General features: G+C 54.5%; 16 protein-coding genes. 8 read left to right on the top strand and 8 right to left on the bottom strand.

The genetic code is table 11. The features are described 5' to 3' along the window. The first annotated feature begins 11 nt into the window (after window positions 1–11). Complete coding sequence (locus tag R2X38_RS23175) at window positions 12–851, top strand: LysR family transcriptional regulator (RefSeq protein ID WP_317524726.1); 840 nt, start codon at window positions 12–14, stop codon at window positions 849–851. Here R2X38_RS23175 and R2X38_RS23170 read toward each other — a convergent pair. Next, window positions 829–2,079: an EAL and HDOD domain-containing protein gene (locus R2X38_RS23170; RefSeq protein ID WP_317524725.1), complete on the bottom strand. Its 1,251-nt coding sequence runs from the start codon at window positions 2,077–2,079 to the stop codon at window positions 829–831. The two genes, R2X38_RS23175 and R2X38_RS23170, sit on opposite strands and share 23 nt — an antisense overlap. A gap of 80 nt (window positions 2,080–2,159) precedes the next feature. Further along, entirely contained in the window at window positions 2,160–2,777 is a 618-nt protein-coding gene (gene rhtB / locus R2X38_RS23165; RefSeq protein ID WP_317524723.1) for a homoserine/homoserine lactone efflux protein, read from the bottom strand. 147 nt (window positions 2,778–2,924) lie between these two features. On the opposite strand from rhtB, the gene R2X38_RS23160 reads away from it, so the two are divergent. Beyond that, complete coding sequence (locus R2X38_RS23160) at window positions 2,925–3,926, top strand: alpha/beta fold hydrolase (protein ID WP_317524722.1); 1,002 nt, start codon at window positions 2,925–2,927, stop codon at window positions 3,924–3,926. Between the two features lie 95 nt (window positions 3,927–4,021). Further along, the gene (locus R2X38_RS23155) at window positions 4,022–4,822 is read left to right on the top strand and encodes a Cof-type HAD-IIB family hydrolase (protein ID WP_317524721.1); all 801 of its coding nucleotides are present in this window, start codon (window positions 4,022–4,024) and stop codon (window positions 4,820–4,822) included. Window positions 4,823–4,918: 96 nt separating this feature from the next. On the opposite strand, the gene R2X38_RS23150 is transcribed toward R2X38_RS23155, so the two are convergent. Then, window positions 4,919–5,377 (bottom strand): EVE domain-containing protein, encoded by a 459-nt coding sequence (locus R2X38_RS23150; protein WP_317524720.1) that lies wholly within the window; start codon window positions 5,375–5,377, stop codon window positions 4,919–4,921. A 68-nt stretch (window positions 5,378–5,445) separates the two neighbouring features. On the opposite strand from R2X38_RS23150, the gene R2X38_RS23145 reads away from it, so the two are divergent. From R2X38_RS23145 to R2X38_RS23130, 4 genes are all read left to right on the top strand, one after another. Beyond that, entirely contained in the window at window positions 5,446–6,489 is a 1,044-nt protein-coding gene (locus tag R2X38_RS23145) for a hypothetical protein (RefSeq protein WP_317524719.1), read from the top strand. Between the two features lie 81 nt (window positions 6,490–6,570). Continuing rightward, window positions 6,571–7,152 (top strand): tRNA-uridine aminocarboxypropyltransferase, encoded by a 582-nt coding sequence (locus R2X38_RS23140; protein ID WP_317524717.1) that lies wholly within the window; start codon window positions 6,571–6,573, stop codon window positions 7,150–7,152. 93 nt (window positions 7,153–7,245) lie between these two features. Beyond that, window positions 7,246–8,676 carry a coniferyl aldehyde dehydrogenase gene (locus R2X38_RS23135; protein ID WP_317524746.1) on the top strand — a complete coding sequence of 477 codons (1,431 nt, stop codon included), beginning with the start codon at window positions 7,246–7,248 and terminating at the stop codon, window positions 8,674–8,676. A gap of 19 nt (window positions 8,677–8,695) precedes the next feature. After that, window positions 8,696–9,265 carry a TetR/AcrR family transcriptional regulator gene (locus R2X38_RS23130; protein ID WP_317524716.1) on the top strand — a complete coding sequence of 190 codons (570 nt, stop codon included), beginning with the start codon at window positions 8,696–8,698 and terminating at the stop codon, window positions 9,263–9,265. Window positions 9,266–9,338: 73 nt separating this feature from the next. On the opposite strand, the gene R2X38_RS23125 is transcribed toward R2X38_RS23130, so the two are convergent. From R2X38_RS23125 to ftnA, 5 genes are all read right to left on the bottom strand, one after another. Then, complete coding sequence (locus tag R2X38_RS23125) at window positions 9,339–9,878, bottom strand: DUF3332 domain-containing protein (protein ID WP_317524714.1); 540 nt, start codon at window positions 9,876–9,878, stop codon at window positions 9,339–9,341. A 270-nt stretch (window positions 9,879–10,148) separates the two neighbouring features. Then, window positions 10,149–11,336: an NAD(P)/FAD-dependent oxidoreductase gene (locus tag R2X38_RS23120; protein WP_317524713.1), complete on the bottom strand. Its 1,188-nt coding sequence runs from the start codon at window positions 11,334–11,336 to the stop codon at window positions 10,149–10,151. 166 nt (window positions 11,337–11,502) lie between these two features. Then, window positions 11,503–12,630, bottom strand: a complete 1,128-nt coding sequence (locus tag R2X38_RS23115) for a mechanosensitive ion channel family protein (RefSeq protein WP_317524712.1) — start codon at window positions 12,628–12,630, stop codon at window positions 11,503–11,505. A 107-nt stretch (window positions 12,631–12,737) separates the two neighbouring features. Next, window positions 12,738–13,076 (bottom strand): universal stress protein UspB, encoded by a 339-nt coding sequence (gene uspB, locus R2X38_RS23110; protein ID WP_317524745.1) that lies wholly within the window; start codon window positions 13,074–13,076, stop codon window positions 12,738–12,740. Window positions 13,077–13,154: 78 nt separating this feature from the next. Beyond that, window positions 13,155–13,682 carry a non-heme ferritin gene (ftnA, locus tag R2X38_RS23105; RefSeq protein WP_317524711.1) on the bottom strand — a complete coding sequence of 176 codons (528 nt, stop codon included), beginning with the start codon at window positions 13,680–13,682 and terminating at the stop codon, window positions 13,155–13,157. Between the two features lie 297 nt (window positions 13,683–13,979). Between ftnA and R2X38_RS23100 the strand changes: the two genes are divergently transcribed. Beyond that, a complete protein-coding gene (locus R2X38_RS23100) occupies window positions 13,980–14,402 on the top strand; it encodes a universal stress protein (RefSeq protein WP_317524710.1) in 423 nt (140 codons plus the stop codon). The last annotated feature ends 62 nt before the right edge of the window (window positions 14,403–14,464 follow it).

Below are 14,464 nucleotides of genomic sequence, written 5' to 3'. Positions count from 1 at the left end.
AGAGCAAATCCATGGATCTACGCCTGCTGCGCTTTTTTGTCGCGGTCTACGAAGAAAAGAACATCACCCTAGCTGCCGAACGCTGCTTTGTCTCCCAGCCATCTATCTCCAATGCCATCAAACAGCTGGAGGATGAGCTCAACACCACCTTGTTCGAGCGCCATAAGAAAGGGGTCAACCTAACGGACGAGGCCCACTACCTCTACCCGCTGGCTGTCCGCCTGTTGGGTGATGTCAACCGCCTGCCCTCGCTGTTCCAGCAACGCACCGAATGCCTACCGCTCAAGCTGGGCAACTTCCCCGATCTGAGCCAGACGGCCCTGGCCAGCGTCTTTGCCTGCCTGCAACAGCATATTCCCAACCTGTTACTGGAGTTGGTCGATCATGATGCGCCTGCCGATGCGCGCCTGACGCTTGATATGTTCAAGCAAGATGGTGAGATATTTCTGCCGCTGTGGGAGGAGGATTATGTGCTGTGTATGCTGCCATCCCATCCGCTGGCTGAATTGGACAAGGTCAGGCCGGAGCAACTCCACCAGCATGACTTTATCGAATGCCCGCCGTGCGAAGCCCACCAGCAGACCATCGGCTTGTTAGCCTGTGACGGCCTGGCCGTAAACCTCGTGGCCAAGGCCGAGCACAAAACCCAAGTGATGCATTTGGTCCAGGCCGGATTGGGGATCTCTTTCCTGCCGACTGGCGTACTGGAGACGGCAAAGGAGCTGGTTACCGTACCGCTTGACGGACCAAGAATGTTCCGCCGTCTCGGGCTATGCTACCCGGCCAACAAAACGCTCAATCCGGCTTTAACCGAAACGGTGAAGGCACTCAGCCAGTTTGTGCGACAGTAAGGGGACGAGGCGGGGCCTGGAGATCGTATTTTGATGACCACTGCATGGCGAGCTGGTAGCTCTGGCCGATACGTGGCGCATCTATTGCCAAAGCGTGTCCCAACTGGCTGACCTGACGCCACTGCGCCTGCTCATAGGCCACAGCCAGATCCAACAATTGACCCAGCGCTCCCTGCTGGTGCAGCAGGGCCTGGCGGATCTCCGCCTGCAACGGCAATTGGTTCAACAGCTCGTCCAGTGGCTGATCGAGCAAGGCATCAATCAAGGACAGCAACCCGGTCATGAACGCGGGTTTGGCTTCTATCCCCTTGCTGCTGGCTGCCGCGAGAATCTCGCACATCCTGCCACGCTGCAGCGACAGGGCATACAGCTCATGGGGCTTATCAAACGAAGCCTGTGCCGTGGCCACGGCACTGACAAACACTTTGAGCTTTTCCTCTCCGAGGTAAACCAGCGCCTGCCTGAATTCACTGATCGGCACCTTGAGCCGGTCAACCGCGGTATTGACATAGCGCAGCAGCAGGTAGGACAGCGACAGATCCGAGGCGATGATCTGCTCGACCCGCTCAAAATCAACCGACTCCTGGCAAACCTCCTGCAACAGACGCAAGGTTGATAACCGCTCCGGTTTCAAATTGCGGTTTTTGAGCAGCTCGGGACGGCTGAAATAATAGCCTTGGAAGAAGTGGAATCCGGCCTCGTGTGCCCGAGTGTAATCGGAGTGGGTCTCGACTTTCTCGGCCAGAAACATCAGCTTCTTGTCGCGGTTGCTGGCAATAAACTCACACGCCGCTTCAATCCCTATCTTGAGCAGATCGAGCTTGATAATATGGACGAAAGGCAGAAAGCGCTGCCAGCGGGGATCCATATTGAAATCATCGAGCGCAATCATATACCCCAACCGGTTCAGATGACGGATTGCCAGCAGTAGCTCATCATTCGGCTCGCAGGTCTCCAGTACTTCGATCACCACCTGCTTTTTCGGCAGCAGGGTCGGTAACAGGCGGATCAAGCTTCGATGGGGAAAATTGATAAAGCAGCGTTTGCCCGGTTGCGCCATGCCATCGCTATCGGCCATAAAGCTATTGACCATCAAGCGGCAGGTCGCTTTGTTCTCGTCTATATCCGCGGGGAAGGCATTGCTCTCACCGTCACGGAACAGCAACTCATAGCCGGCCGTTTTCTGGTGACGATTGAAGATAGGCTGGCGTGCAACGTAGGAATACATAAAACAGAAAGACTCTCCACAGCAGAGGACAAATACCGCACTGCCTCAGTGGCTGCCACATACAGGCAGCCTTAGTAACCTCAGGCCTTGGCCGTCGCCAACAACGCCCCGCAGCCGATAAACATCGAGCCAAACACGCGGTTTAGGGCTGCCATTATTCTGGCCGAGCGGATATAACCCGCCAGCTGGGAAGCCAGAACGACATACCCCAGCATGACCAATGTATCAACCGCTACCGTGGTGATCCCCAGTACCAGCAACTGAGCCATTTGCGGCTGGGAAGGATCGATAAACTGAGGAAACAGGGCCACCAGAAAGACCACCGTCTTGGGATTGGTCAGGTTGACCAGCACGGCCTGGCGGCATAATTGGCGGGCGGGTACCTGCGGGCTATCGCCGGCGATCTGGAATTGTCCCCGATCACGCCACTTTTGTACTCCAAGCCAGATAAGGTAGCCGACGCCGACCCATTTGATCACCGTAAACGCCGTCGCCGACTGGGCGATCAGAGCGCCAAGGCCAACGCCCACCAGCACGATGTAGACGCCGAGGCCGATTTGCAGCCCGGCAATCGATGCCAGCGACTTGCGCCAACCATAGGTCATTCCGTTACTGATGGAATTTACCGTTCCCGATCCCGGCGCGATGCTAAATACAATTGCTGTCGCCAGGTAAGCCAACCAGATTTCAAGCTCCACAGACCTGCTTCCTTTTCGCTATTCTACCAAAAGCATGGCGCTAGCCGCATAAAAACGCTACACGTTAACAGCTGTTCACACCTTCTGGCAACAGCTGGGATGACATTGGGTTATACTTGCCCCAGATACTGTTAACCGAGATGATGAATGACTGTCCAGCCACCACCTTATTTTGATCTGTCCCAGGAAAACCACTTTGACGAAACCATGGCCGGCCCCGCTGCCGCACTTTGGCAACAACGCCAAGAAGGGATGTTCCAGGGCGTCAACAACATCAACATAGGCTGGGTCTCATTTACCGGCAATAATCCGGACAGGGCCATTATTGTAGTCAACGGCCGGGTCGAGAGCTATTGGAAATACCAGGAGCTTTTCTATGATCTGGTGCGCCAGGGCTATGATGTGTTCTCGCTCGACCACCGCGGCCAGGGGATCTCCGATCGCCTCGCCGAAGACACTGAACTCGGCCATGTCGGCCACTTCGACGACTACGTCAGCGATCTGGACACCTTCATCGAATCCGTGGTCAAACCTAAAGGCTACCAACAGCTGTTTATGCTCGGCCACTCGATGGGCGGCACCATTACCAGCCTTTACCTGGCCCGCCATCCGGACACCATAGATCGGGCCGTACTCAGTGCGCCGATGCACGGTATCAATATCAGCAAATGGATGCGGCCGATTGCCTCACCCCTCGCCCGGGTAATGGAACAACTACAGCGTCAGCCGAGCTATGCCCCGGGGCAGGTTCCCTACTATCCCAAACCGTTCAACAACAATCCGCTGACCCAGAGCAAGGTGCGCTACCAGTGGTTCAGGGATCTCTACGAGCATAAACCGGAATTGAAGATCGGCGGCCCAAGTGCGCGCTGGGTCTGGCAGGGACTCGCCGCCGCCAAAAGCTGCCTCAGCGAAGCGGGTAATATCACGACGCCGCTGCTGCTGCTCCAGGCCAGCGAGGACACCATCATCGATAACGCAGCCCAGCAGCAGTTCCACCAAGCCATGCAGCAGGCCAACCGCGACTGCCAGTTCAAGGTCATTACGGGTGCCCGTCACGAGCTGTTGTTCGAAGCCGATACCTTCCGCACCCCGGCGTTGGCCTCGACACTCGAGCACTTCCGGAAAGCGGAAATACCCAACGCATAAATTAGCCTCTTTTCTCTCGGGGGAACTGGTTTAAAATTGCACTGTTTCCCCAATGCCATCGGCATTGGGCCTCTGTTCCTACCGCGAGAGGTTTCATGTACAAAATTATTGCATCGGATCTGGACGGCACCCTGCTGACGCCAGACCATAAAATTGCCCCATTTACCAAAGATACCCTCAACCAGCTCCACCACCAGGGCAAAGACTTTATCTTCGCCACCGGTCGCCACCACATTGATGTGGCAGGGCTGCGCGAGCAACTGGGGATCCCGGCTTACATGATCACCTCCAATGGCGCACGGGTGCACAACTGCAAGAACGAAGTGATCTACAAGCAGGACGTCCAACCCGAGGTTATCTCCGGCATTATTGCCATGACCAAACAGGATCCGGAGCTGAGAATCCATATCTACCGCAACGATGACTGGTTGTTGAACCAGGAAGATCCCAGCTTGCGTGAATTCCACGATACCTTCAGCTACCAACTGTTCGATGTTGACAACCCACCGCTGGAAGGCATTGCCAAGGTTTTCTTCACCCGCGACGACCGCGACCACGACAAATTGGTCGAGTGGGAAGACAAGATCAACGACCAGTTCGGCGACAAGGCCAATGTGGCCTTCTCGACCCCATGGTGCCTTGAAGTCATGGATGCCAATGTGTCCAAGGGCCATGCCCTCGAAGCGGTGGCCAAAGAGAAAGGTTACGCCCTGGCTGACTGCATTGCCTTCGGTGACGGGATGAATGATGTTGAAATGCTGACCATGGCAGGCAAGGGCCTGGTGATGGGCACCTCTCATGCCAAGGTCAAGGCCGCCCTGCCCGAAAACGAAGTGATCGGCAGCTGCAGCGATGAGGCGGTGGCGCACTACCTAAGCGACCAGTTGCTAAAATAAGCCACTGAAGTAAAAGGCTAAAGTAAGCGTTTTGCAGAGAATGCACAAAAAAGGAAGCAACGGCTTCCTTTTTTAATATCTTTTGCCAATCAGAGATTAAAACTGCCCGGTCATCTGCAGGATTTCCTGCCACTGCGCCTCGGTTACCGGCATGATACTGAGCCGGTTGCCGCGCTTGACCAGCGGCATCTCAGCCAGGGCCGGGTTGGCTTTCATCCGCTTCAATGACACCAGGCGCAAATGACGACGGTACTCGATATCGACCATGATCCAGCGCGGGTTGTCCGGGTCTGATTTCGGGTCGAAATAAGGCCCTTCGGGATCGAACTGGAAGTGATCCGGATACGCTTCGCGCACCACCTCGGCAATGCCCACCACGCCAACATCCTTGCAGGAGGAGTGGTAAATCAGGACCTGATCCCCTAGCTTTATGTCATCACGCATCATATTTCGTGCCTGATAATTCCTGACGCCTTCCCAGCAGGAAACTTTTTGCTGCTTGAGCGTGTCTATCGAAAAGGTGTCCGGCTCTGTCTTGAATAACCAATACGCCATTCTGATACTCTTTTATTTATCTGGTATAACTGACTTTATACCCCAGCCTATCACAACGAGGGATCCCGATGATACGCCGACAACTTCCCCTTGCTCCTATTGCAGCCTTACTGTTGCTGGCAGGGTGTGCCAGTGACCCGTCTTCAGCCCCGACACCGGAAGAAGAAGCGCTCACCACACCGGAGGTAACCACCAGCAGCGGCAAGGTACAAGCCTTTATGCTGCGCGGCCAGGTGATCCTCGGCCACGAAAGCCGCAGTATCCAACCGTGCGGCAGCAACCAGCAGTACTGGCTGCATTTGCCGGCCGGCGCTCTCCCGGCTGCCAACGCGGTCGCCCCCCGTGGCTACGACCCGATCTACGGGGAATTTATCGGCTACCTAGAGCCTGCCCCTGAAGAGGGCTTTGCCGCCGATTATGACGCGCGGTTCAATGTGAGGCAGATCAACCTGCTTTCGGCCGAAATGCGCCAGGGCTGCCAGCAACCACCTCGTAAGACCCGGGCCTTCGGCAATGAACCCGGCTGGAGTATCGAAGTTACAGGAGACACTGTCTCCCTCAACCGGATCAGCTACCCGACCGAGCAGCAAACCATCACCAGCCGTGATATCCGCTCCGGACAACAGATCTACAAAGGGCGTGATTTCACCCTGACCATGACCCAGGCCCAGTGCAACGACACCATGAGCGATGCCCTGTTCGGCTGGCAATCAACCCTCACTTGGCAAGGCATCGAATACACCGGCTGTGCCACCCTCGGGGCAACGGATGTCACCCAGCATTGGGTCGGCAGTTACCAGGGCCACAGCGAGCTGGGTACAACAGTGCTGACGACCACGTTGAACCTGCTGCCGGATCACTCGGCAGTGACCGAATACAGTTACAGCGACGGCCAACCGGGCCTGCAAGAAAAAGGCTTCTGGCAGCAGGCCGGCGACGGCAAGGTGAAGGTGACAATGGCCCAGTACCAAGGCCGGAGGCTGATCAGCGAAAGGTTATTTACCCGTGGGGATGGCCAGCTCACCACCCGGCAGGAAGTTATCAATGGCGAGACTTACGAGCTGGGCGAAAGCGGCCTGACCCTGGATAAACAAAGCCCTATTCAGGACTAGGTATCAAAATGGAAAGCCTTCCATTTTTGCGCCGGGTTATGCCACACTGCGTGGCATAACCCACAGGCCTGACCCAGTACCATGACGACACCCTGCCCGCGCTGCGGCTTTAAGCACAACTGCATATGCCATGCCGAGCCTGCTCTGAGCTGCCCGCACGCCTTTATCCTGCTTACCCACCCCAAGGAAATGGGCAAAGATACCAATACCGGCCAGCTGATGGAGCGCAGCCTGCCACATTGCCAGCGCCAGATGTGGGATCGGGTCAACCCTCCACAAGCGCTGCTGGATTTGCTGGACGATCCGCAATACCAACCCTGGTTGCTGTTCCCCGGCGATGACACTATGCCTGCCAAGCCGTTCCGGAACGAACCGGACAAAATACCCTTGTTCATCCTGCTCGATGCCACCTGGCAGGAAGCCCGCAAGATGATCCGGCGCAGTCCCTGGCTGGCTACCTTGCCTCGGCTAGAATTAACCCCGAACGCCGATTCGTCTTACGCTCTGCGCCGCAACCAGCAACCGGGCAACCTGTGTACCTGCGAAGCCGGGATCGCCTTGCTGGAAACTGCAGGTTTCCATCAGGAAGCCAGCCAGCTTCAGCACTATTTCAACCGCTTTATCGATGTGTTCCATGCCGAGAAAAGCGGCCACAAGAAATAAAGCACAAAATACCAGCTCACAGACAGGTAAAGTCCTCTATACTAAGACCGACTGACTAGTCGGTTTTAAACATAGGGAGACCAACCGATGACCGTGGCCGAAAATATCCAGATCCAGCCAGAATACTGCACAGAGATGGATCGCATGCTTCACACCCAGCAAGTCGCGTTTTTAGAAGCGCCCATGCCTTCGCTTGACGAGCGCAAAAAGGCATTAACCGCTCTAAAGCAAGCTATCAAGCAGCATCGGGAGGCACTCTGCCAAGCCCTCGCGGATGACTATGGCCAGCGTCATCGCCAAGACTCCCTCGTAGCCGATATCGTTCCCTGTATCAACAACATTAACTACAGCCTGAAAAGGCTCAAGCGCTGGATGAAGCCTTCGCGCCGCCACGCCGGGTTGATGCTTTCCCCAGCCAAAGTAACGGTTCACTATCAACCTGTGGGCGTGGTAGGTATCGTGGTACCGTGGAACTTCCCGGTGATGCTCAGCCTCGGGCCGCTGATCTCCGCCCTAGCGGCAGGCAACCGGGCAATGATCAAGCTCAGTGAGTTCACCCCAGCGACCAACAAGGTGCTACGCAGCCTGATCGAAGATACATTCCAGCCCGAGCAGGTCGCCGTTTTCGAAGGCGAAGCCGATGCCGCCGCCCATTTCACCCAGTTGCCGTTTGACCACCTACTGTTTACCGGATCCACCGCTGTCGGCCACCACGTCATGCGGGCAGCCGCCAGCAACCTGACCCCGGTCACGTTGGAGCTGGGTGGCAAGTCGCCGGTGATCATTGCCGAAGATATGCCCATCGACTTAGCCGTAGAGCGTATCTTGTTCGGCAAATGCATGAACGCCGGCCAGATCTGTGTCGCACCGGACTATATTCTGGTGCCCAAAGGCCAAACCAAGACCTTTATCGACAGCTTTATCGCGCAGTTCAACCGCCATTATCCCAATGGCGTCGACAATCCCGACTTTGCCTCGGTGATCAACCCTCGCCAGTACCAGCGCCTATGCCAGTGGCTGGATGAAGCCAAGCAGCTTGGTGCCGAAGTCTTCCCGTGCCACGACAATGCCTGCAGCGATGACCGCCACCGCCTGATCCCCCACCTGCTCAGCAACGTTCCGGAACAAGCGACGCTGATGAATGAGGAAATTTTTGGCCCACTGCTCCCAGTTATCGAGTATGACCAGATAGCGGATGCCATCCGCTTCATCCAGCAGCGCCCGCGCCCGTTGGCTCTGTACCTGATGAGCCAGGATCCGGCTGTCCAGCAGCAAGTCCGGGATTGCACCATTTCGGGCGGTATGGCTATCAATGAGACCCTGCTCCAGGTGGCAGCCGACGATGCGCCGTTTGGTGGCATAGGTCCATCGGGTATGGGGCACTACCATGGCAAGGAGGGCTTCCTGACGTTCTCCAAGGCAAAAACCGTCCTGACCCAGCACAAATACGCTACCACCGGGCTGATCAAGCCGCCGTATAACCGCTGGTGGCAGAAACTGATGCTCGGCTTCTTCATGCGCTGAGCCCAGTTCAAGGAAAACCATGAAAAGACAACAATTGCTCGATACCGCCCTGACCCTGTTTGTCACCAATGGGGTACAGGCCACATCAACCGCCAGCATTGCCCGCGAGGCCGGTGTCGCGACCGGCACTCTATTCCACCACTTTCCCAGCAAGCAGGATCTGGTCGATACCCTCTACCTCGAGGCCAAACAGGATCTGGCCCAGACTCTCGCTACCCCACCTGACAACGGCTCATTGCAAGAGCAACTACAGCTACTGTGGGGCAAGGCACTGGCCTGGGCCACCGCCCACCCCAACCAACTCAAACTGATGCTGCAGCTCAATCACGATCCGGCCTATACCATTAGCCGCCATCAAGATCTGATGCTGACCACCATGGGGTTTATTGGCGACCGGGTCGAGCAAGCCCAGCAACAGGGTCTGCTGGCCCCCTTGCCGATGCCATTAGTACTAAGCTTTTTCCGCCAGCACTTTCTCAGTACCGCCCAATTGTTTATCGAACAACCCGAGCTTGCTCAGCAGCCACACTACCAACAAGGGGCTTTCCATATCCTCTGGCAGGGCCTGCAGCCAGCCAAACCTGAATGAGCAACAGGCAACACGCATAAAAAACGGGAGCCAACTGGCTCCCGCTTTACTTTCGTGCAGTCCGAAGAGGCTACTATGCCTGATTGCTGGCGTACTGGCTCAACTCATCAATGCCGACTGCAGCAACAAACTCACCGTCTAGGTAGAAGTTCACATCGTCGCCGGCACGCTCACCGCGCAGCACTGCCTGCTCACCGCTCTGGTAAACCACGTTCATCTCCAGCGTGCGCTCGTCAATCTGACGGAAGCTCGCCGCAAAGATGTCGCTGTTCTGCACGCTGGCCAAAGGCACAGTCGTCAGCGATGAGTCAAGCTGACCATTTACTTTGAAAATCGCATCAACAGGGGTGTCTGCTACCGCCGGAGATTTGCCGGTGATCGGGTTCTTGCCGGTCCAGAACTCAATGGTGTTGAAGATGAACAGATCCGCCGTCGCCGCAATACCGTACACAGGACCAAGCAGGACAAACAGGCCGGCACGGCCGTAACGGTTATCTACCGCACTCAGGTTGGCTTTTGTTACCAATTGAGAGGTACCCATTTGACCAATACAACCAGAAAGTGACGTCGCAAGAAGGGTCATTACGATCGCTTTTGATGCGATTTTTTTCATTTAAGCTCTACTCCGCTAAGAGATGATGATAATCATAAAAAAGTGCGCGGATTATAGGCATTTTTAGGCAACTTGCTAGCAAAAAAAGCAAAAAAATGTCGCCAACTTGCAGACGTGAAATCAGGGTAAGAATGGGGTAAATAAATGGTTAACCATCAATAGGCCACAGAATCATAAAAACCTAAAACAATTGATGGGATAATCAATCGAGGAGCTACACAGCGGTGCTCTTCACCGCTGTGTTTTGGCTATTAGAACGGCATATTGGGATCAGGCATACTGACCGGCAACAAAGCCCGAGCTCCATGCCCATTGGAAGTTATAACCACCCAGCCAACCGCTGACATCCATCACCTCGCCGACAAAGTACAGCCCCGGAACCTGTTTCGCTTCCATGGTTTTCGATGACAGACCATCGGTATCAACCCCACCCAGTGTTACCTCGGCGGTGCGGTAGCCTTCGGTGCCGTTAGGCGCAATGGTCCACTTATGGAAATAGTTGGCCATCGCCGTAATATCTTTCGGGTTGAACTGCTTGAGCGGCTTATCGACCAAATCACCCCGCTCGATCAGCACTTCAATCAATCGCTTCGGCAACAAACGGGACAGCGAGTTTTTCAGGCTCTGGTTCGGGTGCTTATCGCGCATCGCATTGAGGGTCTCTTCCAGATCAAGATCCGGCAGCAAATCCACCGTGACTTTCTGGCCCGGCGTCCAGTAAGAGGAGATCTGCAAGACCACAGGGCCCGACAGGCCGCGGTGGGTAAACAGCAGATTCTCGCGGAACGTGGTACCGTCTTCGGCTTCCACCACCGCCGGGATCGCAATGCCCGACAACTCGGCGAAGGCTTCCTTATCTTCCTTGTGCAAGGTGAAAGGCACCAAGCCAGCCGTGGTTGGCACCATCTTCAGACCAAATTGCTCGGCAATCTGATAACCAAACGGGGTGGCACCCAGCTTTGGCATCGACAGGCCGCCGGTTGCGACCACCAACGATTCACACTCGACTTGTTCGGTATTGAGCTTGAGGCTAAAGCCGCTCTCGGTCTTGGCAATATCATGGACATCCACCTGGTAGCGTTGCTGTACCGTCGGCAGATCGCACTCGGCCAGCAGCATGGCTACGATCTCTTTGGCAGAATCTTCACAGAACAGCTGGCCATGATCACGCTCTTCGAAGGCAATACCGTGCTTGGCGATCATCGCGATGAAGTCCCAGTTGGTGTATTGCGACAGGGCCGATTTAACGAAGTGCGGGTTACGGCAGACATAGTTATTGGCGGCCACGTCGTAATTGGTAAAGTTACAGCGGCCACCACCGGAGATCAGGATCTTGCGTCCCGGCTTCTTGCCATGGTCAACCACCAGCACAGAGCGCCCGCGTTTGCCTGCCTCAGCCGCACACATCAAGCCTGCGGCCCCTGCGCCAATAATTACTACATCGAACTTATCTGCCATATCTCTACCGTTAACGACCCGAGCCAAACGAACAAAAAAGGGATGCGGTAACCTGTGCTGGTCTGCATCCCTTATCAACGCGGCTATTCTACCCACCTACATCACGAATAGAAATAGGAAAAATATGCGAATATTGACCACCCGGCCCATATCCTAGCCACAAGATCTAAGCGGTCAACCTCGCCTGCTCCCCTCTCCCACTAACACGCTCTAACTGGGTATGATCACCCTGGAGACTCTCCTCCATGCGAATGGTCGTTGTCGGGAAAGCAAAATCAGCCCCGTGGCGATGGACAATCTTCACTACCTCCAGCATTACATCCTGCTGGATAGCCTTGTACTCCACCCATCCGGTGGTTTTGGTAAAGGTATAAATCAGGATGTCCAGCGAGGACGGGCCATAGTTATCAAAGCTGACAATCAGGGTCTGGCGGGTATCGACATCCGGATGGGACGACAGCATGGCCTTGATGTCCTCAACGACATTATCGATCACCCCGGCATCCTGGTAGCGCAGGCCTATTTTCTGCTTGATACGACGGTTGAGCATGCGGGAAGGGTTTTCCACCACGATAGAACTGAATACGGAGTTGGGGATATACAGCGGGCGCTTGTCGAAAGTACGGATCACCGTCATGCGGAAGCCTATCTTCTCGACCACGCCTTCGATTTCCCGATCCGGGCTGCGGATCCAGTCGCCGAGTTTAAACGGCTTGTCGAAGTAAATCATGATTGCGCCGAAGAAATTGGCCAGCAGATCTTTGGCCGCCATACCGACAATCAAGCCCCCCACACCACCGAAGGTCAACACCCCGGACAAACTCAGGCCAAGGTTCTGCATCATGGCCAAGCCACCGACGACCAGCACAACCAGACGCAGGACTTTCGACACGGCGTTGATACTGGTGACGTCCTTGGCGGTCAGGCATATCGCATTTTCGGCATTGGTGATAAGGCGCAGCAATACCCAGGTAAACGTCCAAACCAGCATCAGATGCCTGACATTGGCCAGAAAATCACTGGAGTAGTCCGAGGTATTGTCGATAATCACCCCGAGGGAAAATGCTGCCGGCCACAGCCAGATCAGCCAGCTGACCGGTCTTCTTATCGCACCGATTAGCGCATCATCCCACACTAGACGGGTTTTCTCCGCCGCCACCGACAGATGCCGGGTTACCAGCAGCCATGCCCCCCACAGACACGCGCTGAGCAGCAGGAGCAAGCCGACATTAGACATCCAGTCCTGGCTAACGCCTCTTTCCAACGCATTCCACCACTGATAAATATGATTCATAACAACCACCTAGAACAAACACGGTGGGTAAATTAGTTTCATATTTATACGTTGGCAATATTAATGAGTAATTTTATGCCTCTAGTGCTGGTTTTATCGGCTGTTTGTTATAAACCGAGGTACGCCACCACAAAGATGGAGACAAAGAACACCATCAAGTAAGTACTGGCAAGGATAAACAACCGCCGCACCTTGGAGCACTTTTCCATGAATACCGGATCATGGTGGTTATGGTACTGATGGCTGCGGATATAGTGAAATAACCGGATTTGTTTGGTGACATTGCCCTGAGATGAGAAAAAACCTCGGCCGTCGACCTGCTGGTAGAGAAGAGGATCGCATTCGCGCATGACCGCCAGCAAAGTACGCAAGGTACTGACATAGCGGGAAACATTCACCACAGCGACCAAAAAAAGTGCGAGTAAGATTGCGTCACCACTCATAATATAGCCCCCGAACAACGTGACTGATCAGCTGGCCATACTCTGGTGAGAAGGGGGCATGGCGACATGCCCCTCAGCTAATTAGCCAGCTGGTGTATCCATAACTGATGTCGATCCAGCTTTCGCCATTTGGGCGAGATCTTTGTCGAGGAAGAACAAGGCTTTGCCGTCTTCGCCAACCAGCTCGATCTTGTCAAGAATGCCTTTGAACAGTTTTTCTTCTTCGTGCTGCTCTGCCACATACCACTGCAAGAAGTTAAACGTTGAGTAGTCCTGGGTAGTAAATGCAACATGTGCCAACTTGTTGATCTTATCGGTGATCAGCTGCTCGTGTTCGTAAGTTTCACGGAACACGTCACCCAGAGATGCAAACTCGTGCTTTGGTGCTTCGATGGCGCCAAGGATTGGCAATGCACCGGTTTCACTGACGTAAGTGAAAAGTCGCTGCATGTGCTCCATCTCTTCAACGGCATGTTTGCGCAGAAACTCTGCCGCACCTTCAAAGCCCTTGTCTTCGCACCAAGCACTCATCTGCAGGTACAGGTTGGAAGAGAAGAACTCTAAGTTAATTTGCTCGTTGAGTTTATCGACCATTGCTTGAGCTAACATCGCACTACTCCTTTCTATTCTAGTGTATACCAATCTCATCGGGTGGTATGAAAACGCTGTTGTCACCATTGTCACAATGCAAAAGTGAGAATGCAACTCATCGTGCCCAGCGGCAAACAATCTATGACATGTTTTCGTCAGTCCAGCGAATTAAGTTAAAAAGTTTCAATAATTCAACTAATTCCACTGCTAAAATTATTTCGTAAAACAGCAGAACAAGTTGCGATCCCGGTAATATTTTTTCCTAAAATTAGGTGCTAGCATGAAGCAAAGCCCCTAAGTCAAGGAGTGAAAACTATGGCTTACAAACATATTCTGGTTGCTATCGACCTGTCCGATGACAGCCACGTTATCGTCGGCAAGGCCGCCGAGCTCGCCAAGGCACTGGACGCCAAATTGTCGCTCATCCACATCGACGTCAACTATGCCGAACTGTATACCGGCCTGATTGATATCAACCTGTCCGATGCCCAAAACCGCATGGCCGACGAGGCCCAAAAACAGCTTCAGTCACTGGCTGACAAGGCCAATTACCCAGTGTCCCATACCTTGGTCGGCAGTGGTGATCTCAGCGAGGAGATCTGCCACGCTATCGATGACATGAATATCGAACTGGTCGTTTGCGGTCACCACCAGGACTTCTGGAGCAAAATCCTCAGCTCGGCCAAGCAGCTGATCAACCGCTCGCCGGTCGATATGCTGATGATCCCACTCAAGTAATTAAAGCGTAAACCTTCCTAGTTACGCCGGTCAGGCACGGTCCGATCACCGTGCCTGACACT

This window comes from Photobacterium rosenbergii (genome assembly GCF_033022775.1).
In the GTDB taxonomy this organism is placed as follows: domain Bacteria; phylum Pseudomonadota; class Gammaproteobacteria; order Enterobacterales; family Vibrionaceae; genus Photobacterium; species Photobacterium rosenbergii_A.
This window is presented reverse-complemented; position numbering and strand designations above follow the sequence as displayed.

Bases quoted from the DNA above. Each gene is read 5' to 3' on its own strand.
- R2X38_RS23170 (WP_317524725.1), bottom strand. From the start codon at position 2,079: ATGTATTCCTACGTTGCACGCCAGCCTATCTTCAATCGTCACCAGAAA.
- R2X38_RS23115 (WP_317524712.1), bottom strand. From the start codon at position 12,630: ATGAATCATATTTATCAGTGGTGGAATGCGTTGGAAAGAGGCGTTAGC.
- R2X38_RS23125 (WP_317524714.1), bottom strand. From the start codon at position 9,878: ATGAAAAAAATCGCATCAAAAGCGATCGTAATGACCCTTCTTGCGACG.
- R2X38_RS23145 (WP_317524719.1), top strand. From the start codon at position 5,446: ATGATACGCCGACAACTTCCCCTTGCTCCTATTGCAGCCTTACTGTTG.
- R2X38_RS23155 (WP_317524721.1), top strand. From the start codon at position 4,022: ATGTACAAAATTATTGCATCGGATCTGGACGGCACCCTGCTGACGCCA.
- R2X38_RS23160 (WP_317524722.1), top strand. From the start codon at position 2,925: ATGACTGTCCAGCCACCACCTTATTTTGATCTGTCCCAGGAAAACCAC.
- R2X38_RS23150 (WP_317524720.1), bottom strand. From the start codon at position 5,377: ATGGCGTATTGGTTATTCAAGACAGAGCCGGACACCTTTTCGATAGAC.
- R2X38_RS23130 (WP_317524716.1), top strand. From the start codon at position 8,696: ATGAAAAGACAACAATTGCTCGATACCGCCCTGACCCTGTTTGTCACC.
- R2X38_RS23140 (WP_317524717.1), top strand. From the start codon at position 6,571: ATGACGACACCCTGCCCGCGCTGCGGCTTTAAGCACAACTGCATATGC.
- ftnA (WP_317524711.1), bottom strand. From the start codon at position 13,682: ATGTTAGCTCAAGCAATGGTCGATAAACTCAACGAGCAAATTAACTTA.
- R2X38_RS23120 (WP_317524713.1), bottom strand. From the start codon at position 11,336: ATGGCAGATAAGTTCGATGTAGTAATTATTGGCGCAGGGGCCGCAGGC.
- R2X38_RS23100 (WP_317524710.1), top strand. From the start codon at position 13,980: ATGGCTTACAAACATATTCTGGTTGCTATCGACCTGTCCGATGACAGC.
- R2X38_RS23175 (WP_317524726.1), top strand. From the start codon at position 12: ATGGATCTACGCCTGCTGCGCTTTTTTGTCGCGGTCTACGAAGAAAAG.